This window comes from Qipengyuania marisflavi (genome assembly GCF_005884405.1).
Taxonomy (GTDB): domain Bacteria; phylum Pseudomonadota; class Alphaproteobacteria; order Sphingomonadales; family Sphingomonadaceae; genus Qipengyuania; species Qipengyuania marisflavi.
The window spans coordinates 444,845-466,295 of sequence record NZ_VCAO01000002.1 but is presented as its reverse complement, the minus strand read 5'-3'; the positions used below and the strand labels follow the sequence as shown (position 1 = coordinate 466,295).

Below are 21,451 nucleotides of genomic sequence, written 5' to 3'. Positions count from 1 at the left end.
GCAAGGGCCAGACAGCCCCACTTGTAAATTGACGGATGGATAATCAGGTGTAGTATTCAAGCATAACAGTGGGAGATGGAATTTGAAACGCTTTACAATGTTCGCCTCGGCAATCGCTCTGGCAAGTGCGCCGGTGGCCCTTCACGCGCAGGAGCCCGTCGCCGCCGAAGCCGGGACGCTCGACACCGGCACCGGGGCCACGATGGTCGCCCCTCCGGGATGGAGCACGGACCGACGCGATGGCATGCTGGTATTCACCGCGCCAGAAGGTGACGCCACTGTCGCCGTGATCGGGATCGATCAGGCAGCGGACGGCAGCGACGCGATTACAATGGGCTGGCAAAAATTCGACCCGGACTTCGTGCGCGAGATTGAACTGGCGCAAGAACCGCCTGCACGCGACGGTTGGGACCAGATCACTGTTGCCGGCTACGAAACCTCGCCCGCCGAGAAATTGGTGCTGCAAGGTATTGCGCTGCGCAAAGGTGACGACTGGACCGTGATGCTGGTGCGCGGCGCCTTGGCGACCATTGCCAAGCGCGGGGCACAGCTTGGGCAGGCCTTCGGTTCACTCAGTCCGGCCAATTTCGAGAAGGAAAGCTTCGCCGGCAAAACCGCGCATGAATTGACGCCAGAACGCATCGCCGAGCTGCGCGAATTCGTGTCGCAATCGATGGCCCAGCTGAAAATACCGGGCGTCGGCCTCGCCCTGGTCGATAATGACCGCATTGTTTACGAAGGCGGCCTTGGCGTGAAATCGTTGGGCAGTGACGATCCTGTGGATGCCAACACCAGCTTCATGGTCGCATCAAACACCAAGGGCATGGCAACGCTGCTGCTGTCCTCGCTCGCCGATGAAGGAAAGCTGCGCTGGGATCAGCCCGTAGTTGAACTGTACCCGGCGTTCCGGCTGGGCAGTGATGAAACCACTGCGAAGGTGCTGGTCGAACATCTGGTCTGTGCCTGTACCGGCCTGCCGCGCAAGGATATGGAGATGGTTGTCGCCACTTCCGGCGATACGCCTGCATCCAACACCTTCGACCTGCTTTCCGGTACCGAGCCCACCAGCGGCTTTGGCGAAGTGTTCCAGTACAACAATCTGATGGCAAGCGCCGCTGGCTATATTGGCGGGCATTTGATCCATCCCGATATGGAATTGGGCGCCGCGTTCGATCAGGCGATGGATGAACGCATCTTCGTGCCGCTCGGCATGGAGGCGACCACCTTCGATTATTCTGAAGCGATGGCGGACAATTGGGCCATGCCCCACGCCCGCGGCTTTGGGGAAGAAGTTCAACCGATCGAAATGGTGTGGAATTCGGTGGTGCGCCCCTATCGTCCGGCTGGCGGCGCATGGTCGACCGCGCATGACATGGCGCTTTATGCGCTCAACGAATTGCGGGAAGGCAAGGCGGCAGATGGCACACAGCTGTTTTCCGCTGAAAACCTGCTCAAGCGCCGCGAACACAATGTCGCGATTGGCGAGGACGCCTGGTACGGCATGGGTCTGATGGAAAGCCGCTCGACCGGGGTCCCGGTGTTTTTCCACGGCGGCAGCCTGCTGGGCTACAAGAGCAACTTCTGGTTCATTCCCGAAGCTGGTGTGGGCGCTGTGCTGCTCACCAATTCCGACGAGGGACAGGCTCTGCTTGGCCCTTTCCAGCGCAAGCTGATGGAGGTGCTCTATGACGGCAAACCGGAGGCAGAGGAAAACGTAGAGGCTATCGTCTCTCTGGGTGCTCAGGGCCGTGCCAAGGGCCGCGAGGGGGTGGTTGAAGCAGGCGACCCAGCCGTGCTGACCGCATTGGCGCCGCATTACAGCAACCCCGATCTCGGGCCGGTTCATGTCATGCAAATTGATGGTGAAACGTGGCTGCACATGACTTCGGGGCGGTCAAAGGTCGGCACGCGGGCGAATGACGATGGCACAAGCTCGGTCTTTTTCACCAGCCCCGGTCTGGCAGGATTCATCCTGCTGATCGGCGAACAGGACGGAAAGCGCACTCTGACGCTCGACGATTCACAGCATGAATATGTGTTTGTTGAAAGCGATGGCTGAAACGACGCCTGTTTGCGACGATTAGAGAGGTCCGGGCCATAAAAGCCCGGACCTTCTCGCTGAATGCTGCGTTAGTCTGGTGTAATCCAATTTCAAAGGGAAGCATCCACATGACCAGCACCATCCTCAAAACTCTCACCGACACGACCCACGATTCGGTCGACGGCTATCGTAAGGCTGCTGAGAAGGCGAACAGCCCACAGCTCAAGCAGGCGCTGAACGAGCGTTTGCAGAAGCGTGAAGCCACGCTCGGCACGCTGAATGCAGAATTGCAACGCCGCGGTGAAGAGCTCGTAACCAAGGGCACCGCTGCGGGCGGCCTGCATCGCATCTGGACCGAGATTACCGACATGTTCGAAAACGGCGACGAAGCCGCTGCCGAACGCGTCGAAGAAGGCGAAGATTACATCAAGGGCAAGTTCGATGCCGCCCTGAAGAATGACGATCTCGACCCGCAGGATCGCGCCGTGATCCAGCAGTGTTATGCCGAGATTTGCGAAGGCGAAAAGTTCGGCAACATGATCGAAAAGCAGTACGACTAAGCTTACCGCCTAGTCCAAAAACAAGGGCGCGGAGTTTCGGCTCCGCGCCCTTTTTCATGTCATTCGCCGATGTTGTCGGTTCGCACCTGCTCTGCCGGATCAGCCTTGGGCTGTTCGGTCAGGCGGATGTGTACATCGCGCAGCTGCGCCGGGCTGACTGCCGAGGGCGCGCCCATCATCAGATCCTGCGCCCGCTGGTTCAGCGGGAAGGCGATAACCTCGCGAATGTTCGGCTCGTCGGCCAGCAGCATCACGATCCGGTCGATACCCGGCGCCGAACCGCCATGCGGCGGAGCGCCCAGCTTGAACGCTTCGATCATACCGCTGAAGTTCGCATCGACCTCTTCCTTGGAATAGCCTGCGACTTCGAATGCCTTGTACATTATGTCAGGGCGGTGATTCCGGATCGCACCGCTGGACAGTTCATAGCCATTGCATACAATGTCATACTGCCAAGCCAGAATATCGAGCGGGTCCTTGGTCTCCAGCGCCTCCATCTCGCCCTGCGGCATCGAGAACGGATTGTGGCTGAAATCGACCTTTTTGAGGTCTTCGTCATATTCGAACATCGGGAAATCGACGATCCAGCAGAACTTGAATGCGCCCTCCTCGATCAGGCCCAGCGTCTCGCCGACACGGGTGCGTGCAGCACCGGCCAGCCGGGCCGCATCCTTTTCCTTGCCCGCCGCAAAGAACAGGCCGTCATTTTCGCCCAGCCCCAGTTCGGCATAGAGCTTCTCCATGCCTTCGGTGCCGTGGTTTTTGGCGATCGGGCCGCCGAACTCGCCGCTTTTGCGGGTCACATAGCCAAGCCCTGCAAAGCCTTCCTTGCGCGCCCAGTCATTCATTTCATCAAAAAACTTGCGGCTCTTCTCATTGGTCCCCGGTGCCGGAATTGCGCGTACGGTTCCGCCGCCGCCCACGATCTTTTCGAACAAGCCAAAGCCCGACTTCTCGAAATGCGCGCCGACATCCGAAATCAGGACCGGGTTGCGCAGATCGGGCTTGTCGGTGCCATATTTCAGGATCGCTTCGGCATAGGGGATGCGCGGGAACTCGCCCGCCGGGGTGACGCTTTTGTCGCCCGCAAATTCTTCGAACACACCGGCCAGCACGGGTTCGATGGTGTTGAACACATCTTCCTGCGTGACGAAGCTCATTTCAAAATCGAGCTGATAGAATTCGGGGCTGCGGTCGGCGCGAAGGTCCTCGTCGCGGAAACAGGGCGCAATCTGGAAATAGCGGTCGAACCCGGCCACCATCAACAGTTGCTTGAACATCTGCGGCGCCTGCGGCAGCGCGTAGAAGCGGCCCGGATGCAGGCGGCTGGGCACCAGATAATCGCGCGCGCCCTCGGGGCTGGAAGCGCCCAGGATCGGGGTTTGGAACTCGGTAAAGCCCTGATCGATCATTCGCCCGCGCAGGCTGGTGATCACGCGGTTACGCAACATGATGTTGGCGTGGACGCGTTCACGGCGCAGATCGATGAAGCGATATTTGAGGCGCGTTTCCTCAGGATAATCTTCTGCCGAATTAACGATCAGCGGCAGGTCTTCCGCGCGGCTCTGGACTGTAACCGAACGGGCAAAAACCTCGATCTCGCCGGTCGGCAGGTTCGGGTTTACTGCCACCGCGTCGCGGGCCTTCACGCCGCCATCAATGGTCACCACCGATTCCAGCTTCAGCTTTTCCAGCACGGGCAATGCCGGGCTGTCTTCATCGGCCACAATCTGCGTAATGCCGTAATGATCGCGCAGATCGACGAACAATACGCCACCGTGGTCGCGCTTCTTGTGGACCCAGCCCGACAGACGGACGGTTTCGCCGACAGCGTCCTGCGTCAACTGTGCGCAATTGTGGGTACGATAGGCGTGCATCTAATTTCTTTCCAATTTTGGAGCTATGGCGCTAGGGGCGCGGCGCGCGGACTCCCTTGCGGATTGTGCGCGCTAACAGGGCAAGCCCGCCATTTTGTCAAGGTGGCGGGACGGGCCGAGGGCGGTACTCCGCCCGTGACAAAGAAAAGAACCTATGAAAATTCATGACCTGATTACCACCACCGAAGCGCTCACTGAATTGTGCGAGCGTCTGGCGAAAAGCGATTTCGTCACTGTCGATACCGAATTCATGCGCGAAAACACCTATTGGCCTGAACTGTGCCTGGTGCAGATCGCCAATGAGGAAGAAGCCGCGGCAATCGATCCGCTGGCGAACGGGATCGATCTGACCCCGCTGTGGGATTTGATGTGCGACAATGAAGACGTGCTCAAGGTCTTCCACGCGGGCGGTCAGGACGTCGAAATCGTCTATAACTTCACCGGCAAAACGCCGCATCCAATCTTCGACACACAGATCGCGATGATGGCGATCAGTCAGTCCGAACAGATCGGTTATGCCAATCTGGTTGAAAGCTGGCTGGGCTTCACCGTGGACAAGGGTGCGCGCTTTACCGATTGGGGCCGCCGTCCGCTGACCGAACGGCAGATTGAATATGCCATTGGCGATGTCACCCATCTGTCAGTGATCTTTCCCAAGATCCTGAACAAGCTGATCAAGACCGATCGCGGCGGCTGGCTGAATGCGGAGATGGAAAAGCTCGCGGACCCGTCCAACTACGCGAATGATGCAGGCACTGCATGGCACCGCATCCGCTCGCCCGGTCGCAATGCGACTGTCCTCGGACGACTCAAGGGCCTTGCCGCGTGGCGCGAGTCAGAGGCGCAGCACAAGAACATCCCCCGCGGCCGCATTATGCGCGATGAAACTCTGGCCGATATTGCCAGCCATCCGCCCAAGCAGCAGGCCGATCTGATCAAGGTACGCGGCCTGTCAAATGCCTGGAAAGACAATGACATCGGCAAGCGTCTTATGAAAGTGCTTGAAAAGGCCGAGCCGCTGCCCGCAGACGAAATGCCCGAAAAGCAGAAGCGCGGCGCACCGCTGGGCAAGGAAGGCGCTTTGGTTGCCGATCTGCTCAAGCTGCTGCTCAAGATTCGCAGCCGTGAAATCGATGTTGCCTCACGTCTGCTGACCCGTTCTGACGAGATGGAAGCATTGGCAGCAGGCATGCGCAAGCTGCCAATTCTCGAAGGCTGGCGCTATGAGGTTTTTGGCCGCGACGCGCTCGATCTGGTCGAAGGCAAGCTGGCGTTTGCGGTCAAGAATGGCCGCCTGCACATGACGCTGGTCGAAGATATGACCGCTGACATGGCGGAGGGGCAGGACGCTCAGTGAGCACCTACCTCCCGACGCTCAAGCAATTGCAATATCTCGTCGCCTTGCACGAGCACGGACATTTCGGGCGCGCGGCAGAGGCCAGCTTCGTATCGCAATCGACTTTGTCCTCCGGCATCCGCGAGCTTGAATCGCTGCTGGGTGTGACACTGGTCGAACGCAGTCGCCGGGTCGTGCGCTTCACTGCTCTGGGCAATCAGGTGGTGGCCAAGGCGCACCGTATCCTCCGTGAGGCAGAGGAGCTGTCCGACCTGGTTCAGGCATCGGGCAAGCCGCTGGCCGGGCAATTGCGCATGAGCGTGATCCCCACCATCGCGCCATTTATGCTGCCCCGCTTCCTGCCGCGCCTGCGCCGCGAGCGGCCCGATCTGGAGCTGTTCCTGCGCGAAGAGACCAGTCAGGATGCGGTCGAATCGCTTCAGCATGGCCGCGTCGATTGCGTGCTGCTGGCCCTGCCCTTCGCCACTGGCGAGGTTGAGCAGGCGCATATCGCGCAGGACGAGCTGTATGTCGCCTTCCCCAAAAACGATCCGCGCGATCCGCCCGCCATGGTCCCGCCCAGCATGATCGACGAAGGGCGGCTGCTGCTGCTCGAAGATGGCCATTGCCTGAAAGACCACGCACTCGCCGCGTGCGACCGCCCCGAACTGCGCGCCAGCGCAACCATGATCGGGACCTCGCTGCACACGCTGGTGCAGATGGTCGACAATGGGCTGGGCCTGACGATGCTGCCGAAAATGGCAGTTGATGCGGGTATTCTTAATGGCACAGAGGTCGTCGCCCGCCCTCTCAAAAGCAAACACGCATTCCGCGAAATCGCACTGATATGGCGCAAAAATTCGCCGCGCCGCGACGATTTCGAACTGCTCGCCGAGGAACTGAGAGCGGGTTAGCGTAATGGCCGGTTTCGAGACACTTTCTTGAACAGGCTGTTCCCGACCGCTGCGTAGTATATGCGCTGGCGATGATCGCGGACATAGATATCACGCTGTTCGAAGCGGCCAATCAGATTGCCGGGCGCAGTTTCACGCTTGATGCGCTGATGGCGCTGGCGATGGAGAATCCGCTGGTCAAAGGCGGACCGATTGCGGCGTGTTTCCTGTTCGCATGGTGGTACCGCGCCGATGCCGAGACTTTGGCAAAGCGGCGGGCGACATTGCTGCTGACGCTGGCGGCGCTGTTCCTGATCGCGCCGGTGATGAAACTGGTATCGTCGCAAGGCGGGCTGTCACCGCGTCCCTTGGTGCAATCCGAACGGACTATCGTGCTTGAAAGCGGTGCGCTTCGCCCATTGTCGCAAGTGGCATACACAGCGCCGGAAACTGGCCTGGCGGCCGGGCTGACACGTGGTGCGAAGGGCGGAACGGTCGCGCCGAATGATCTTGCCTCCTTTCCCAGCGATCATGCCGCGCTGTTCGCTGCATTTGCCGCAGGGATATTTCTGGCGATGCGTACTGCGGGGCTGGTGGCGCTTGGCTGGGGGGTGTTTGGCATCATGCTGCCGCGCGTGGCGACTGGGATGCACTGGCCGTCCGATATGGCGGCTGGGGCGCTGGCCGGGCTGGCAGTGCTGGCTGCGGTTTTGCTGGCCGGTCGCACGGTTCTGGTGGGGCCTGTAGCGGCTGTGCAGGTTTGGGCGGAGAAATGTCCGGGATGGACACAGGCGCTGCTGTTCCTGCTGCTGGCCGAAGTGGCCAGCGCGATGGGCACGCTGCAGCGGCTTGCTGAATTGGCTAGCGGGATATTGGGGCGATGAGACGGCTTGTCCCGATCCTGATGGCGGCCATGCTGGCGGCGTGCGGCGGGCGCGGTGATGAGGCAGCCATCGTGCTGTATGATAACAGCTTTTCAGTCGCGATTATCGCCGACAATTCCGATGGCATCACCTCACCCGATGGCCTGCTCTGGGCGGACGGCGTGCTCTACATCGCCGATGAGGGCGGGTCCGCGATCCGCAAGCTGGAGGGGGCGGTGCTCACCACGCTGGCAGACAAGAGCTCTGGCATCATCTCTCCAGAAGATCTGCGGCTGTCAGCCGATGGCACGCTCTATTTCACTGACGATTCGGCAGGCGGCCTGTGGCGCGTTACACCGCGCGGTGCCGAGCGTGTTGCGGGGTCGGAGGGAATGAGCGAAAGCGAGGGCATCGCGGTCGATCCAGCGGGCGGCGTCGACGTAGGTGACGGCGCCTCTGGCCGGGTTTTCCATGTCAGTGAAAACGGGGTGAGCGAAGAGCTAATCGCCGCGCGCATGAGCAAGCCTGAAAGCATGGTGCGTGCGCCCGATGGCTCGCTGTTCGTGGCCGATAACCGCACCGATCATCTGTACCGCTTCACCGCTGGAGAGGCGCGGCGCGAAATCATGTTGCCCAGCGACCTTTCGCCTGAATCCATCGCCCTGCATGGCAGCACCTTGTGGATCACCGACAGTTCGAATGGCCGACTCTACCGAATGGAACAGGATGGTGAGCCTGAGACAGTGGCGCTGTTCCTCGCCGATTTTGCCAATATCAATGGTATTGCCGCCGCTCCGAATGGGCGTATTTTCATATCGATCCAATCGGATTTGTCAGCGGGCGAAGGCTATATCGTGGCGCTTTCACCAACTGCGGCGAGCAAACGTTAAATGACCCCGAACCCAGCCGCGCCAGTGCTGATCTTTGGCTGCGACACCAATGCGTTTCTGGGCACGGTGCGCTCGCTCGGGAGAGCCGGAGTGCGGATCCACGCCGCTGGTTGCGATGCCGCGATACCTGCAGGACAATCGCGCTATCTGGAGGCGCATCACGAGATACCTTCATATGTGGGTGACGGCTCGGTATGGGCGGCGCGGATTGCGGAGTTGCTTCGCCAGCATGATTACGCCCTGTTGATACCGACCAGCGACAGCGCCTTGGCCCAGCTCGACGCCCACCGCGCGCAACTGGGTGAGCAGCGGCTCGCGATCCCTTCGCATCACGCGCTCGCCCTGCTGGCCAACAAAGACGCCACCCGTCGAGCTGCGCAGGAATGCGGGGTGCCGGTTACAGGCGGGCGTCCGGTCATCGCCGGGGACGACGCCGCAACGCTGGCAGGCGAGCTGGGCCTCCCGTTGATCATAAAAACGGTGCGATCCTATGCGCCCGGAGACAGCACACAAAAGGCGACCGTGGGACTGTTTGAAGACGCGGCCAAGTTACAGCAGCGGCTGGATCAGGGCGGCGATCTGCTGGCGGAAAGCTATGTGCCGGGTTTTTGCCGTGGCGTGTCGGTTGTGGCGAAGGATGGCGCAGCGCTGCAGGCGTTCCAGCACCGCCGCTTGCGGCAGGAACACCGCACCGGACCCAGCAGCTGGCGGATCTCGGAACGCCTCGACCCGCAATTGCTGGACAGCGTGGGCAAATTGATCGCGAAGACGGATTATACCGGCGTGGCAATGTTCGAATTTCGCTGCACACACGATGGTCGCGAGACCTATCTGCTTGAGGTGAACCCGCGTTTCTGGGGTTCGCTGCACCTGGCCCTTGATGCGGGCGCGGATTATCCTGCAACGCTACACGCCATGCTTTGCGGAGGCCCCACCCCTGCAAAGCGCACCGACTATCCCGCTGGGTTGGAGAAATTTTCTGTGTGGGGAGAATTCGATGCCCTGTCCGGAACCTGGCATTCCGCTCGTGGTATCTCCGAACGTGCAGAAGCATTTTCGCGGCTGACAGGGTATGTCGCAAAGCTTGCACGCAAGCGCGGCTTTGACAGCTGGGCTGAAGACGACCCGGCACCATTCTATACCGAACGCCGCCAAGTGCTAAGGCGGTTGTTTGATCACGGGACAGGCCGCAGCGCGGGGCGCACATAATGCCGGACGAGCCGACCAACGCCCCGCGCGGCAAGCGTGAACTCTATCGCGGCGCCGCGCTGGCAGTGGCGTTGACGTGGAGCCTGCGCGCAATTGGGCTCGTCTCGGTTTTCATCCTGGCGCGGCTGCTTGATCCCGCAGATTTCGGTGTGGTCGGGCTGGCCATGACTGCGGTGGCGATGGTCGAGATATTCTCGTTTCTGGGCCTCCGGCAGGCTTTGCTGCGGATGGACGATCCGGAACGCAGCTATCTCGACACTGCATGGACGATCCAGTTGATCGTCTTTGCACTGCTGGCGCTGGTGTTGTTCGCTATCGCCGGGCCTGCTGCGCAGTTCTATGGCGAACCACGGGTCGAGCCGGTGATCTACGCCCTGTCGGCGCGTTATGTGATGCTGGGGCTGACCAATATCGGGATTGTCGAATTTGACCGGCAACTGGATTTCGGGCGCGATCTGAAAATGCGGGCCACCGCCCGAATCGTGTCGTTCATCGTCACGGTGGCGCTGGCTGTAACGATGCGGTCCTATTGGGCGCTGGTTATCGGGATGATTGTACAATCGCTGTGCCTGATGGTCGCGTCTTACATCATGCAGCCGTTCCGCCCGCGCTGGTCGCTGGCGCGGCGGGCAGAACTGCTGGGTGTGTCGCTTTGGATATTTCTGGGAGTGGCGGCGCAGGTCATCTATTCTCAGGTCGAGCGGATTGTGGTGGGCCGAACCGCCGATACCGCCAGTGTCGGTGCCTTTGCCGTCAGCAAAGACCTCTCCAGCATCCTTACGCAGGAAATCGCAACGGCGCTCAACCGCGTCACCTTTGTGCAGACCACCCGCAGCGGCGCTTTTCATGAGCAAGGTGCGCGGCTGGCCACGGCGCTGGGCGGATATGCCATGATGGCCGCGCCTATGGGCCTTGGCCTCGCCGCTGTGTCGACCAGTTTCATAGCCGTATTCTTGGGCAGCAAATGGGGGGCAGCGGCATCGCTTGTGGCCCCCATCGCCATCGGCAGCGCGCTGATCGCAGTTTACAAGCTGATCGCTTCGTCCTTGCAGGCAGGCGGGCTGGAGCGTGCCTCTGCGCTGCTCAGCGTCGGCGGTGTGGCAATTCTTGGTGCTGCCGTGGCGGTGGTTGCGCAGCGCGGCGGGTCGCCGCTCGACATCGCCTATGCCGGTTTAGCCAGCTCGATTGTCCTACTGGTAATCGCCGTGGCTGCTCTGTCGCACTTCGCGCGCCATTCACTCAGGCACCTCGCCATCGCGATTATCCGGCCATTTGCTGCGGCGTCAGCGATGTATGGGCTCGTCATCGCTCTCCCGCGTCTGGCGGCATCGCCCCTGGCTGAACTCAGCGCCAAGGGCGCAATCGGAGCGGCAGCGTATTTCGCGGTACTGCTGGTGTTGTGGCTGGTCTCGGGCCGCCCTGCCTCGGCAGAGGGTGAGCTGTTCAGAGTCGCCCGCAGAGCCGTGGCTCGCGGCCGCTGAACTCAATCCATGTGCTTTAGGCCAACGCGCAGGTAATCCCAGCCCGTCAGCAAAGTCAGCACTGCGGCGGCCCACAGAGTCACCAGGCCAACCGTATGCGGCACATTTGCCTCCAGATTGCCAAGCATAACGGTCCAGCGCGGCAGGCCCTGTCCCAGAATCAGTGAACCCAGCGACACCAGTTGAAAGGTGGTCTTCCATTTCGCCAGCTGCGACACGGGTACCGAAACCTGCAAGCCACCCAAAAATTCGCGCAGACCCGAGACTGCGATCTCGCGCATCAGGATGATCAGGCCCGCGATAACGTGTGCATCACCCACATAGGGACCGCGCAACACATTCTGCGCCGCCAGCACCAGAATCACCGCCGCAACCATGATCTTGTCAGCAATCGGATCGAGAAAAATGCCCAGCCGCGATACCGCGCCGCTCGACCGCGCCAGATAGCCGTCGAAATAATCGGTGATGGCCATCAGGCAGTACAAGACGAACGCCATCAGATAGCCCGCTTCCCACCCCGGCCACCATAGCAGGAAGGCGAGCAGCGGGATCGCGACAATGCGCGAAAGCGTCAGGATATTGGGCAGCGTCAACATCCCAGCCCCCCTAGCGCGTCCTTGCGCTTGGCAAAAGCCACTGCTTGCCCCTTGTCCGCCACGGCGATGCCTCTACACGTGAGGCAGCGAGAGGTTAACTCCCGGGGGGGTCATGACAACTACAACACATCTCCTGAAGACCCGGCGTTTTGCGCCGCTCTTCGTCACCCAGCTGTTCAATGCGTTCAATGACAATCTGTACAAGAACGCAATGGTGCTGTTCGTTGTCTACAGCGTCTATAATTCCGAACAGGCAGAGGCGAGCTTTAGCGCGCTGGCCTCGGGATTGTTTATCCTGCCGTTCTTCCTGTTGTCCGCACTGGCCGGGCAATTGGCCGATATGCGCGACAAGGCGCGGATCATCCGCATCGTCAAATTCTGCGAAATTCTGATCATGATAGTCGGCGCTGCCGGGCTGGTGATGGCGTGGAAAGGCATCGCGGTGGATCAATTTGCGATTCCGCTGCTGCTGGCCGCGCTGTTCGCAATGGGCGTCCATTCCACATTCTTCGGCCCGATAAAATACGCCATCCTGCCGCAGCACCTGCATAAGGATGAAGTGTTGGCAGGCACAGGCTGGGTCGAAGCCGGCACCTATATCGCCATTCTCGCTGGCACGATTCTGGCCGGGTGGATCCCGGTGGAAGCAGCGGCCGTGGGGATCATCATCACAGCAGTGCTAGGCTGGCTGGTCAGCCTGCAAATCCCGCCCGCCCCGGCGCAGGGCATGGTCGAACCGCTCGACTGGCATATCCTGCGCGCGTCACGGAACCTGATCCGCGAGACCATGCACAATCGCGAGGTCTATTACGCAATTCTGGCGATCAGCTTCTTCTGGACCATCGGTGCGGTGCTGTTCATCCAGTTCCCGCCGCTGGCAAAGAACGTTCTGATGGCCAGCAAGGAAGTCGCCAGCCTGTTCCTGGTCGTATTCTCAGTCGGCGTCGCGATTGGATCGGTCTCGGTGAACGCTTTGCTCAAAGGCACGGTGTCGGCGCGCTATGCCCCCATGTCGGTGATCGTCATGGGTGTGTTTGTGGTCGCATTTTACGTGGTGTGCCGCATCTGGCAGACCGACCAGCCGACGCAATTGCTGAGTATGGCAGAGTTTATCGCTTGGCCGATGGCCAGCCTGATCCTGCTGTCCTTGCTGGGCATCGCGGTATCGGGCGGGATGTTCGTGGTGCCGCTCTATGCGTTTCTCACCACACGGGCCGCGCCTGACAAGGCATCGCGCACCATCGCGGCGAACAATATCGTCAATTCTGGGGCAATGGTCGGCGGCTCGCTGCTGGCTATCGGTCTGAGCGCGGCAGGCGTGGGAATTACCGAGCAATTGTTGATGAGCGCGGCGATGTGCCTGATCTCGTCGTGGCTGGCCAAGCGACTGCTGTTGGCAGAACGCGACGCCGTGCAGCAGCCTGCGGTTTAGATAATAAACGCCAGCGCCGCTGCGACCGTGGCGAAATAGGTCGTCGCCACACCGCGCACATCGGCTGCGGTCAGCCGCCAGCTGGTATCAAACCCCTGCGGCAGATCAGCAAACGATTCGCGGCGATGGGGAAGGCTCACCCGGAAGGGGTGGCGGGCGTGTTCTCTGGTGAGGACTAAGGACCGTCTCATGGCTTCCTGTTAACCCGATCTTAAGTATTGCGTAGCCGCAAAATGGCATTTGTTGCAAATCGGGACAGGCTGACGGCATGCTGGGGATAATTCATCGGCCTCACGCAGCCGATTGCACCTGTGCCGCGCGCACGCTAACCGCGCAGACCATGAAAACGACCCAGACCCCTGCCGCCGCCCGCCTCCTCGTCGACTGCCTGATCGAACAAGGCTGCGACCGTGTCTTCACCGTGCCGGGGGAAAGCTTCCTCCAGGTCCTCGATGCACTGGGCCAGCAGGATACAGTCGAAGTCGTGACCTGCCGTCAGGAAGGCGGCGTTGCCTTTATGGCCTGCGCCGATGGCGCGATGACAGAACGGCCCGGCGTGGCCTTCGTAACGCGCGGACCGGGCGCAACAAATGCCAGCATCGGGGTCCATGTCGCGATGCAGGATTCGCAGCCGATGATCCTGTTCGTGGGCGATGTCGATTCGGGAATGCGCGACCGTGAAGGGTTTCAAGAGGTCGATTTCGCCGCCTTCTTCGGACCGATCTGCAAATGGGCCGCGCGGATCGACGATGCTGACCGCATCCCCGAATATATCGCCCGCGCCTATGCCACGGCGATTTCGGGCCGCCCCGGCCCGGTCGTGCTGGCGCTGCCCGAAGATATGTTGAGCCGCGCCACCGAGGCGCAGCCACGCGCGCGGATGGAGCGGCCCGCACAGGCCCCCTGCCCCGACGCGATGCAGGCCATGATGGCGATGCTGGGTGATGCTGCCAGCCCGGTCGCCATTATCGGCGGTGCCGGATGGAGCGCCAAGGCCCGCGAACATTTCCAGCTGTTTGCCGAGCGGCTGGGCATTCCCGTCGCCACCGCCTTCCGCCGACAGGATGCCATTGCGCCGACATCGCAGGTCTATGCCGGGAATTTGGGCTATGGCACGAACCCCAAGCTGGTCGAGCGGGTCAAAAATGCCGATCTGATACTGGCAGTGGGTGCGCGGCTGGGGGAAGCCACTACCGATGGCTATACCGTCCCGCCGCTGTCGGATGCGGATCGCAAGCTGGTTCACATCCATCCCGACCCCGAAGAGCTCAACCGCGTCTATGCCGCCGATCTGGCCATCTGTGCCGATATGGGCGAATTCGCCGAAAGCGCAGCCCTGTGGGATGACGACACGGTCCTCAGCTTCGATGCCGGGGCTCAGGCCCATGCGGAATGGGAAAGCTGGGCTACTGCGCATCCCGCCGACCACACGCTCGACATGGGACAAGCGGTCACCTTCATGCGTGACACTCTGCCCGCCGATACGATCATCTGTAACGGAGCGGGCAATTTCGCTGGCTGGTGGCACCGCTACTGGCGCTATGCGGGTTTTCCGTCACAGCTGGCACCGACCTGCGGCGCGATGGGTTACGGCGTTCCTGCGGCAGTCGCAGCCGCGCTGCGTTTCCCAGACCGCACAGTGGTGGCAGTGGCCGGAGACGGCGATTTCCTGATGAATGGTCAGGAACTGGCGACTGCGGTGCAACATGATGCGAATTTGATCGTGATCGTGGTGGACAATTCGGCCTATGGCACGATCAGAATGCATCAGGAGCGTGAATTTCCCGGCCGGGTCAGCGGTACACGCCTCGCCAATCCCGATTTCGCCGCACTGGCCGATGCATATGGTGGATGGTCGGCACGCGCCGAGACCACCGCGCAGTTCAAAAAGGCTCTGGTGGATGCCAAGGGTCACAGCGGACTGCGGCTGATCCATTGCCTGATCAATATCGAACAGCTTGCGGCAAGTGGCATCAGTGTGAGCGCCCTGCGCAAACGCTGATACGAAAAAGGCCGCCCCGAAGGACGGCCTTTTTGTTCCTCATGCACAACGATTAGATGTCGTTGCCCATCTTGCCTTCAACTTCACCCTTGAGCTGCTGGGCTTCGCCCTTGCGCTCTTGAGCCTTGCCCTTGGCGTCGAGAGATTTGTTGTTGGTTGCTTCGCCCACGGCCTGCTTGACATTACCGGCAGCTTCGTTGGCGTTGCCCTTAACCTTTTCGGTGAATTCACCCATGATTTCGTTCCTTATACACCTTGCGAATATCGCGTGGTTACAGGATCATAACGCCGACCTGGCCATAGATGTTCCGGCCTTAGCGCCAGTACGACTTTTTTTAGCGGCCAACAGCAAAATCCGTCAGATTCCTGCCATAGAGAGGATAGTCGACCACTCATCCGGCTGCACCTCAGCAACAGATAAACGCGACAATTTCACCAATTCTGTTTCCGCCAGAAGCGGTTCGGCTTTCACGGCTTTTAAAGTCACCGGATTCGGGAGCTTGGTCTTCGGCTTCACCTTGACCGCTGCCCATTTGCCCTCCGGGTCGGTGGGGTCCAGCAACCCGGCTTCGCTCACCTCGGCAATTCCGACAATCTCCTTGCCGATGTTGGAGTGGTAAAAAAAAACCTGATCGCCCACTTCCATCGCGGCGAGGTTGTTCTTGGCGCGGTGGTTGCGCACGCCATCCCAAATCCCCTCGCCCTCAGCCACAAGATCATCCCAGCTGTAAGCGTTGGGTTCGGATTTCATCAGCCAGTAACGGGCCATGTGGAAGACACTCCTGCAATGGGTCGAAATTGTGAAGCTGTTCGATAGCCGCGCTGCCCGGTGTGTGCCACCCCGCGACTTGCGGGTTTTTACGGAGCAAATTTGCTGTGGTTCTTTAACCGTTTCTTACCCCCATCTTGATACGTGATGCCAAGTGCAACACCATCAGGGGGCGTAATTGTCCGCGAGGCTTAATCCATTTCGGCGGAAAAATGACGATGCGTCGGCCGCTCTGCGCGAGCCGCATGGCCACGATTTCGTGACCCTGGGTATCGCCCTGGCAGCGATCATCCTGTTTATCGGTACAGCCGGTCTGGTCCTGCCCGGAATAGTGCGCGCATGGTCCGGCAGTGGTCCGATTCCCGACATGGCTCTGACCAATGCACTGCTCCTCAATATCGCGCTGATCCTTTTTGGCTGGCAGCGTTACAAATTGCTCAACAAGGAATTGAAAGAGCGCCGCGTTTCCGAAGTGGAGGCGCGCCGTCTGGCGGACATCGACCATCTGACCGGCTGCGCCAACCGCCGCAGCTTCACCAAAGCTCTCGGCACGATTCTCGCCAATGTTGACGGCAAGGAACGCGCCTTCGCCGCGCTCGTCATCGACCTCGATAACTTCAAGCAGATCAATGATCTCAACGGACATCTTGCCGGTGATGCGGTTTTGCGCACCACAGCGGCCCGGATGCAGCGCCTCTTGCCGGAAGGCGGATTGCTGGCACGGCTTGGCGGCGACGAATTCGCCTGCGTGGTGCCCTATCATTCGCAAGTCCCAGACCGCATCGACCAGTTCGCGACCCGCATCATTGATATGGCCGCTGCACCTGTCGAATTTGAAGGCACGCCAATCCAGATCACGCTATCCATCGGGATTGCTGCCGACCATCATCTTGACGGCCCGGTACGTGATGCTGCCTCGGCGCAAAAGTTGATGCACAAGGCGGATATCGCCATGTATCACGCCAAGAAACAGGGCAAAAACCGCTTCTACTGGTTCGAAGCGCCGATGGAGAACGAACTGCGCTTCCGCAATGAGCTGGAAGCCGGGATCCGCCGCGGCATTTCGCGCGGTGAATTCGTGCCGTTTTACGAGCAGCAGATCGACCTGGAAAGCGGCACGCTGACCGGTTTCGAAATGCTGGCCCGCTGGCAATCGCCAGAACTGGGCACGGTTGGCCCCGATATCTTCATCCCCATTGCCGAGGAAATTGGCGTTATCAGCGAGATGTCCGAACGGCTGATGGCGCAGGCCTTTGAAGATGCCAAAAACTGGGATCAGGATCTGACCCTGTCAGTCAACATCTCGCCAGTGCAGATGCGTGATCCGTGGTTCGCGCAGAAAATCCTGAAGTTGATGGTGCAGCACAATTTCCCGCCCAACCGGCTGGATATCGAGATTACCGAAAGCTGCCTGCACGAAAATCTGGGCATGGTGCGGTCGATGATCACGTCACTGCGCAATCAGGGAGTGCACATCAGTCTGGATGATTTCGGTACGGGTTATTCCAGCCTGTCACAGCTGCGCAGCCTGCCGTTTGACCGGCTTAAGATCGACCGCAGCTTCATCCACGAAATGCGTGAGGAAGATCACGGTACCAAGCTGGTCGATGCAATCATTTCGATGAGCGACGGGCTGAAACTGCCGATTACTGCCGAAGGTATCGAAAACGCCGAAGTGCTCGAAGCGCTCAAGAAAATGGGATCGATGAAGGGTCAGGGCTATCATTATGGCCGTCCTGAGCCCGCCGATATGGTGCTGGAACGGCTGAAGACCGCAGGGATGCTGGCGGACAGCTCCAATGGTGATGGCAAGGTGCTGGAATTCGCTCCGCCGTCCAAAACCAGCGCCAAAGGCGGCAATTCCAAAGTCAGCTGATCGCGCCGCGCACTGGACGCTGCGCGCCGGAATGCATAGATGACGCGCGCAATGCGCGCCGCTTTCACCAAGATGCATGGATTAGGCAATGATTTCGTCGTGCTCGATGCACGCGCGGCAGACCTGCCTGTCATCACCACCGGTTTCGCGCGCGCGATTACCGATCGCCGGACGGGAATTGGCTGCGACCAGCTGATCGTGCTCGAACCCAGTGACACTGCCGACTTGCGGATGCGGATCTTCAATCCCGATGGCGGCGAGGTTGGCGCCTGCGGCAATGCGACGCGCGCGGTGGCGCTGCTGCATGGCTCTGCTGTGCAGATCGAGACGGGCGGCGGAATTCTCAACGCCCGGCCCGGTGACGGCGGCGCGACCGTAGATATGGGACAGCCGCGCTTTGACTGGGACGCGATCCCGCTGGCCTATCCTATGGATACGCTCGCCATGCCGGTGGGCTGGGAGGCGCTGGACAATCCAACCGCAGTCAATGTCGGCAACCCGCATGCGGTGTTTTTCATCCCGGATTGCGACGCGGTAGATCTGGCGCAAATCGGCCCGGTGATTGAACAGGACCCGCTGTTTCCCGAACGCGTGAACGTAAACGTCGCCACTGTGACGGACCGTGATCATATCCGCTTGCGGGTCTGGGAACGCGGTGCGGGCATCACGCGTGCCTGCGGCACCGGGGCCTGCGCCACCGCCGTCGCCGCAATGCGCCGTAATCTGACCGACCGCGAAGTGACCGTCACTCTGCCGGGCGGCGACTTACAGATCGTCTGGGGCGAAGACAATCGCATCCGCATGACCGGCCCGGCGACCGAAGCCTATCGCGGCAGTTTCGAATGGGATGATTTCGCATGAGCGCAGCGCAGGTCATCTCGCTGGGTTGCCGCCTCAATATTGCCGAGAGCGAGCGGATCACTGCGCTGCTGGCGGGCGAGCAGGACATTGTTGTCATCAACAGCTGCGCTGTCACATCCGAAGCGGTGCGGACCACCCGTCAGACCATCCGCCGCGCGCGTGCCGATCATCCCGGCGCGCGGCTGCTGGTCACCGGCTGCGCCGCCGAGGTTGAGCGCGAGCAGATTGCCGCGATGCCTGAAGTCGACGGCCTGGTCGCCAACACGGCCAAGCTCGACCCGCGCGCCTGGAATGTGCCCGCTGACGCCCCACCATCGCTACCCCGCCGCACGCGCGCCTTTGTCGCCGTGCAGAACGGCTGTGACCACGCCTGCACCTTCTGCGTGATCCCGCAGGGACGAGGGCCAAGCCGGTCGCTCTCCATCGCTGCGGTGCTGCGCGAGGTCGCACAGCATCTGGCGCAGGGCGCGCAGGAGGTGGTGCTGACCGGCGTCGATGTAACCTCATGGGGCCACGATCTGCCCGACCGTCCGCCGCTGGGCACTATGGTGCAGGCGATACTCGACGAATTTCCGCAACTGGCCAGGCTGCGGATGTCGTCACTCGACGGGGTTGAAATCGACCCTGTGCTGTTCGACCTGTTCGCCAGCGAGCCGCGCCTGATGCCGCATTTGCATCTGTCCCTGCAACATGGCCATGATCTGATTCTCAAGCGGATGAAGCGGCGCCACAGCCGCGAGGATGCGCGCCAGCTGGTTGCCAAGCTGAAGACCCTCCGCCCTGACCTCGCCATTGGTGCAGACCTGATTGCCGGCTTCCCGACCGAGAGCGCTGAGCACCACGCGGCCAATCTTTCAATCATCGCCGAACTGGGCATCGTCCACGGCCACGTCTTCCCCTATTCACCGCGCCCCAACACGCCAGCCGCGCGGATGCCGCAGGTCGAGCGCAAGATTATCCGCGCCCGCGCCGCCGAACTGCGCGCCGCCATCGCTGCGACACGTGCCGAGTGGCTGGCGTCGCTCGTCGATAAACCACTGTCCGTGCTCGCCGAGCGGGACGGCACCGGCTATGCGCCGCACTTCGCACGAATTGCCATGCCGCAGGACACAGTGCCCGGCACCATCGTCACAATCACTCCGACACGCATTGAGGAAGGCCTGCTGCAATGAGCCAGGATAGCTGGAGCAACAGGCTGTTCGGAGGGTTTCGCAAGACTTCCGAAAAGCTGACCGAGAACCTGACCGCCGTTGTCGGCACCGCCAAGCTCGACGATGCAACGCTTGATGATGTCGAAGATGCGCTGATCCTGTCCGACCTGGGCCCATCCGCCGCCGCGCGCATTCGTGCCAAGCTGGCGGAGCAACGCTTTGGCCTCGAAATTACGCCGCAGGAGCTCAAGGAAGCTGTCGCCGAAGAAATTGCATCGATCCTGCGCCCCGTGGCCAAACCGCTTGAGATCACCGCTTTCCCCCGTCCACAGGTCATACTTGTGATCGGGGTCAATGGCAGCGGCAAGACCACCACCATCGCCAAAATGGCGCATCTGTTTCGGGAAGACGATTATTCGGTCATGCTGGCGGCGGGCGATACGTTTCGTGCCGCAGCTATCGGCCAATTGGCCACCTGGGCCGAACGCATCGACGTGCCGCTGGTGCGCGGTGCAGAGGGCGGCGACCCCGCCTCCATTGTGTTTGACGCGGTCAGGGCGGCCACGGACCAGGGTATCGACGCGCTGGTCGTCGATACGGCCGGACGGCTCCAGAACAAGCGCGAGTTGATGGACGAGCTGGCCAAGATCCGCCGCGTGCTGGGCCGGATCAATCCCGAGGCACCGCATGATGTGGTGCTGGTCCTTGATGCCACCAATGGCCAGAACGCACTGGCGCAGATCGATGTGTTCAAGGAAGTCGCGGGCGTCACCGGCCTGGTCATGACCAAGCTGGACGGCACCGCGCGCGGCGGCGTTCTGGTTGCGGCGGCTGAGCAATATGGCCTGCCCATCCACGCGATTGGCGTGGGCGAGAAGATCGATGATTTGCGCCCCTTCGACCCCGAACTGGTCGCGCGCGTGATTGCAGGAGTGGCTTGATGACGCAGAGCGAACCTACACCCGAACCGACACCAAGGGCCAAGCCGAAAAGCGGCTGGCTGAACATTCTGGTCGATTACGGCCCGCTGCTGGTCTTCCTTGGCACCTACAAGTTCTACGCGCCCGAAGAACCCGGCCCGCTGGGCGAGATCGCTGCCATCATCGCCGGAACGGTTGCGTTTATGGTCGCAGCCGTGGCGGCGCTGGTGTTTTCGAAATGGAAGTTCGGGCGCATCTCGCCAATGCTGATGCTTTCGACCGCACTGATCATTGGCTTTGGCGCGCTGACCATCTGGCTGCGCGACGAACGCTTTATCCAGATCAAGCCAACCGCGATTTATATCCTGTTCGGTGTTCTGCTGATCGGCGGCTGGCTGCGCGGCAAGGCGCTGCTCCAGATTTTGCTGGAAGCCGCTTTCGAAGGCGTCGATCATGCGGGTTGGCTGAAGCTGTCGCGCAATTGGGGCGTGTTCTTCTTTGCGCTCGCCGCTTTAAACGAAGTCATGCGCGCTCAGTTGTCGTTCGAAACGTGGCTGTGGGCCAAGCTGTGGGTGTTCATGCCGCTCAGCTTCCTGTTCACCTTCACGCAGATCCCCATGCTGCTGCGGCACGGGCTGGCGTTCGATGATGAAGATGAAGTGCTGAAAAACCAGCCACCAACCGGCGAATAAGC

20 protein-coding genes are annotated in these 21,451 nt (G+C 60.8%); 15 read left to right on the top strand and 5 right to left on the bottom strand.

Annotated elements, in window-relative coordinates; all coding sequences use genetic code 11:
- Nucleotides 1-82 precede the first annotated feature (82 nt).
- Nucleotides 83-2,059 carry a serine hydrolase domain-containing protein gene (locus FEV51_RS06850; RefSeq protein WP_222927438.1) on the top strand — a complete coding sequence of 659 codons (1,977 nt, stop codon included), beginning with the start codon at nt 83-85 and terminating at the stop codon, nt 2,057-2,059.
- A gap of 110 nt (nt 2,060-2,169) precedes the next feature.
- Nucleotides 2,170-2,601, top strand: a complete 432-nt coding sequence (locus FEV51_RS06845) for a ferritin-like domain-containing protein (protein ID WP_138617218.1) — start codon at nt 2,170-2,172, stop codon at nt 2,599-2,601.
- Between the two features lie 59 nt (nt 2,602-2,660).
- Here FEV51_RS06845 and aspS read toward each other — a convergent pair whose 3' ends face one another.
- Nucleotides 2,661-4,478, bottom strand: coding sequence for an aspartate--tRNA ligase (gene aspS / locus FEV51_RS06840; protein WP_138617216.1), 1,818 nt, complete (start codon nt 4,476-4,478; stop codon nt 2,661-2,663).
- A 154-nt stretch (nt 4,479-4,632) separates the two neighbouring features.
- Between aspS and rnd the strand changes: the two genes are divergently transcribed.
- The 6 genes from rnd to FEV51_RS06810 all read left to right on the top strand — a co-directional run bounded on the left by rnd (nt 4,633) and on the right by FEV51_RS06810 (nt 11,150).
- Nucleotides 4,633-5,835, top strand: coding sequence for a ribonuclease D (rnd, locus tag FEV51_RS06835; protein WP_138617214.1), 1,203 nt, complete (start codon nt 4,633-4,635; stop codon nt 5,833-5,835).
- The gene (locus FEV51_RS06830) at nt 5,832-6,728 is read left to right on the top strand and encodes a hydrogen peroxide-inducible genes activator (protein WP_138617212.1); all 897 of its coding nucleotides are present in this window, start codon (nt 5,832-5,834) and stop codon (nt 6,726-6,728) included. Before rnd ends, FEV51_RS06830 begins: the two co-directional genes overlap by 4 nt.
- A 71-nt stretch (nt 6,729-6,799) precedes the next feature.
- Nucleotides 6,800-7,591, top strand: a complete 792-nt coding sequence (locus FEV51_RS06825; protein WP_138617210.1) for a phosphatase PAP2 family protein — start codon at nt 6,800-6,802, stop codon at nt 7,589-7,591.
- Entirely contained in the window at nt 7,588-8,460 is an 873-nt protein-coding gene (locus FEV51_RS06820; protein WP_138617208.1) for a Vgb family protein, read from the top strand. The genes FEV51_RS06825 and FEV51_RS06820 overlap by 4 nt, the downstream gene beginning before the upstream one ends.
- A complete protein-coding gene (locus FEV51_RS06815) occupies nt 8,461-9,669 on the top strand; it encodes a carboxylate--amine ligase (protein ID WP_138617207.1) in 1,209 nt (402 codons plus the stop codon).
- Nucleotides 9,669-11,150, top strand: a complete 1,482-nt coding sequence (locus FEV51_RS06810; RefSeq protein WP_138617205.1) for an oligosaccharide flippase family protein — start codon at nt 9,669-9,671, stop codon at nt 11,148-11,150. Before FEV51_RS06815 ends, FEV51_RS06810 begins: the two co-directional genes overlap by 1 nt.
- A 2-nt stretch (nt 11,151-11,152) precedes the next feature.
- Here the strand turns inward: FEV51_RS06810 and pgsA are convergent, their stop codons facing one another.
- Nucleotides 11,153-11,746: a CDP-diacylglycerol--glycerol-3-phosphate 3-phosphatidyltransferase gene (pgsA, locus tag FEV51_RS06805; RefSeq protein ID WP_138617203.1), complete on the bottom strand. Its 594-nt coding sequence runs from the start codon at nt 11,744-11,746 to the stop codon at nt 11,153-11,155.
- 112 nt (nt 11,747-11,858) lie between these two features.
- Here pgsA and FEV51_RS06800 point away from each other — a divergent pair, with 112 nt between their 5' ends.
- Complete coding sequence (locus FEV51_RS06800) at nt 11,859-13,178, top strand: MFS transporter (protein ID WP_138617201.1); 1,320 nt, start codon at nt 11,859-11,861, stop codon at nt 13,176-13,178.
- Here the strand turns inward: FEV51_RS06800 and FEV51_RS06795 are convergent.
- Nucleotides 13,175-13,369 (bottom strand): hypothetical protein, encoded by a 195-nt coding sequence (locus FEV51_RS06795; protein WP_138617199.1) that lies wholly within the window; start codon nt 13,367-13,369, stop codon nt 13,175-13,177. The genes FEV51_RS06800 and FEV51_RS06795 overlap by 4 nt on opposite strands.
- A gap of 149 nt (nt 13,370-13,518) precedes the next feature.
- On the opposite strand from FEV51_RS06795, the gene FEV51_RS06790 reads away from it, so the two are divergent.
- Complete coding sequence (locus FEV51_RS06790) at nt 13,519-15,180, top strand: thiamine pyrophosphate-binding protein (protein ID WP_138617197.1); 1,662 nt, start codon at nt 13,519-13,521, stop codon at nt 15,178-15,180.
- A gap of 52 nt (nt 15,181-15,232) precedes the next feature.
- Here FEV51_RS06790 and FEV51_RS06785 read toward each other — a convergent pair whose 3' ends face one another.
- Together FEV51_RS06785 and FEV51_RS06780 are read right to left on the bottom strand one after the other, a co-directional pair.
- On the bottom strand, nt 15,233-15,415 hold the full coding sequence (locus FEV51_RS06785; RefSeq protein WP_138617195.1) for a CsbD family protein: 183 nt from the start codon (nt 15,413-15,415) through the stop codon (nt 15,233-15,235).
- Nucleotides 15,416-15,538: 123 nt separating this feature from the next.
- A complete protein-coding gene (locus FEV51_RS06780; protein ID WP_138617193.1) occupies nt 15,539-15,949 on the bottom strand; it encodes an EVE domain-containing protein in 411 nt (136 codons plus the stop codon).
- A gap of 259 nt (nt 15,950-16,208) precedes the next feature.
- Between FEV51_RS06780 and FEV51_RS06775 the strand changes: the two genes are divergently transcribed.
- The 5 genes from FEV51_RS06775 to FEV51_RS06755 are packed head-to-tail and all read left to right on the top strand — an operon-like array spanning nt 16,209 to nt 21,449.
- Complete coding sequence (locus FEV51_RS06775; protein ID WP_246034467.1) at nt 16,209-17,825, top strand: putative bifunctional diguanylate cyclase/phosphodiesterase; 1,617 nt, start codon at nt 16,209-16,211, stop codon at nt 17,823-17,825.
- A 51-nt stretch (nt 17,826-17,876) separates the two neighbouring features.
- A complete protein-coding gene (gene dapF, locus FEV51_RS06770; protein WP_138617305.1) occupies nt 17,877-18,686 on the top strand; it encodes a diaminopimelate epimerase in 810 nt (269 codons plus the stop codon).
- The gene (locus FEV51_RS06765) at nt 18,683-19,858 is read left to right on the top strand and encodes a MiaB/RimO family radical SAM methylthiotransferase (protein WP_138617191.1); all 1,176 of its coding nucleotides are present in this window, start codon (nt 18,683-18,685) and stop codon (nt 19,856-19,858) included. Before dapF ends, FEV51_RS06765 begins: the two co-directional genes overlap by 4 nt.
- The gene (gene ftsY / locus FEV51_RS06760) at nt 19,855-20,778 is read left to right on the top strand and encodes a signal recognition particle-docking protein FtsY (RefSeq protein ID WP_138617189.1); all 924 of its coding nucleotides are present in this window, start codon (nt 19,855-19,857) and stop codon (nt 20,776-20,778) included. The genes FEV51_RS06765 and ftsY overlap by 4 nt, the downstream gene beginning before the upstream one ends.
- Nucleotides 20,778-21,449, top strand: a complete 672-nt coding sequence (locus FEV51_RS06755) for an inner membrane-spanning protein YciB (RefSeq protein ID WP_138617187.1) — start codon at nt 20,778-20,780, stop codon at nt 21,447-21,449. Before ftsY ends, FEV51_RS06755 begins: the two co-directional genes overlap by 1 nt.
- The last annotated feature ends 2 nt before the right edge of the window (nt 21,450-21,451 follow it).

What these genes read in the sequence shown, in the direction of transcription:
- aspS (WP_138617216.1), bottom strand. Translation starts at nt 4,478, where the DNA reads ATGCACGCCTATCGTACCCACAATTGCGCACAGTTGACGCAGGACGCT.
- dapF (WP_138617305.1), top strand. Translation starts at nt 17,877, where the DNA reads ATGCGCGCCGCTTTCACCAAGATGCATGGATTAGGCAATGATTTCGTC.
- FEV51_RS06780 (WP_138617193.1), bottom strand. Translation starts at nt 15,949, where the DNA reads ATGGCCCGTTACTGGCTGATGAAATCCGAACCCAACGCTTACAGCTGG.
- FEV51_RS06825 (WP_138617210.1), top strand. Translation starts at nt 6,800, where the DNA reads ATGATCGCGGACATAGATATCACGCTGTTCGAAGCGGCCAATCAGATT.
- FEV51_RS06815 (WP_138617207.1), top strand. Translation starts at nt 8,461, where the DNA reads ATGACCCCGAACCCAGCCGCGCCAGTGCTGATCTTTGGCTGCGACACC.
- FEV51_RS06820 (WP_138617208.1), top strand. Translation starts at nt 7,588, where the DNA reads ATGAGACGGCTTGTCCCGATCCTGATGGCGGCCATGCTGGCGGCGTGC.
- FEV51_RS06785 (WP_138617195.1), bottom strand. Translation starts at nt 15,415, where the DNA reads ATGGGTGAATTCACCGAAAAGGTTAAGGGCAACGCCAACGAAGCTGCC.
- FEV51_RS06795 (WP_138617199.1), bottom strand. Translation starts at nt 13,369, where the DNA reads ATGAGACGGTCCTTAGTCCTCACCAGAGAACACGCCCGCCACCCCTTC.
- FEV51_RS06810 (WP_138617205.1), top strand. Translation starts at nt 9,669, where the DNA reads ATGCCGGACGAGCCGACCAACGCCCCGCGCGGCAAGCGTGAACTCTAT.
- pgsA (WP_138617203.1), bottom strand. Translation starts at nt 11,746, where the DNA reads ATGTTGACGCTGCCCAATATCCTGACGCTTTCGCGCATTGTCGCGATC.
- FEV51_RS06755 (WP_138617187.1), top strand. Translation starts at nt 20,778, where the DNA reads ATGACGCAGAGCGAACCTACACCCGAACCGACACCAAGGGCCAAGCCG.
- FEV51_RS06790 (WP_138617197.1), top strand. Translation starts at nt 13,519, where the DNA reads ATGAAAACGACCCAGACCCCTGCCGCCGCCCGCCTCCTCGTCGACTGC.
- rnd (WP_138617214.1), top strand. Translation starts at nt 4,633, where the DNA reads ATGAAAATTCATGACCTGATTACCACCACCGAAGCGCTCACTGAATTG.
- FEV51_RS06845 (WP_138617218.1), top strand. Translation starts at nt 2,170, where the DNA reads ATGACCAGCACCATCCTCAAAACTCTCACCGACACGACCCACGATTCG.
- FEV51_RS06800 (WP_138617201.1), top strand. Translation starts at nt 11,859, where the DNA reads ATGACAACTACAACACATCTCCTGAAGACCCGGCGTTTTGCGCCGCTC.
- ftsY (WP_138617189.1), top strand. Translation starts at nt 19,855, where the DNA reads ATGAGCCAGGATAGCTGGAGCAACAGGCTGTTCGGAGGGTTTCGCAAG.
- FEV51_RS06765 (WP_138617191.1), top strand. Translation starts at nt 18,683, where the DNA reads ATGAGCGCAGCGCAGGTCATCTCGCTGGGTTGCCGCCTCAATATTGCC.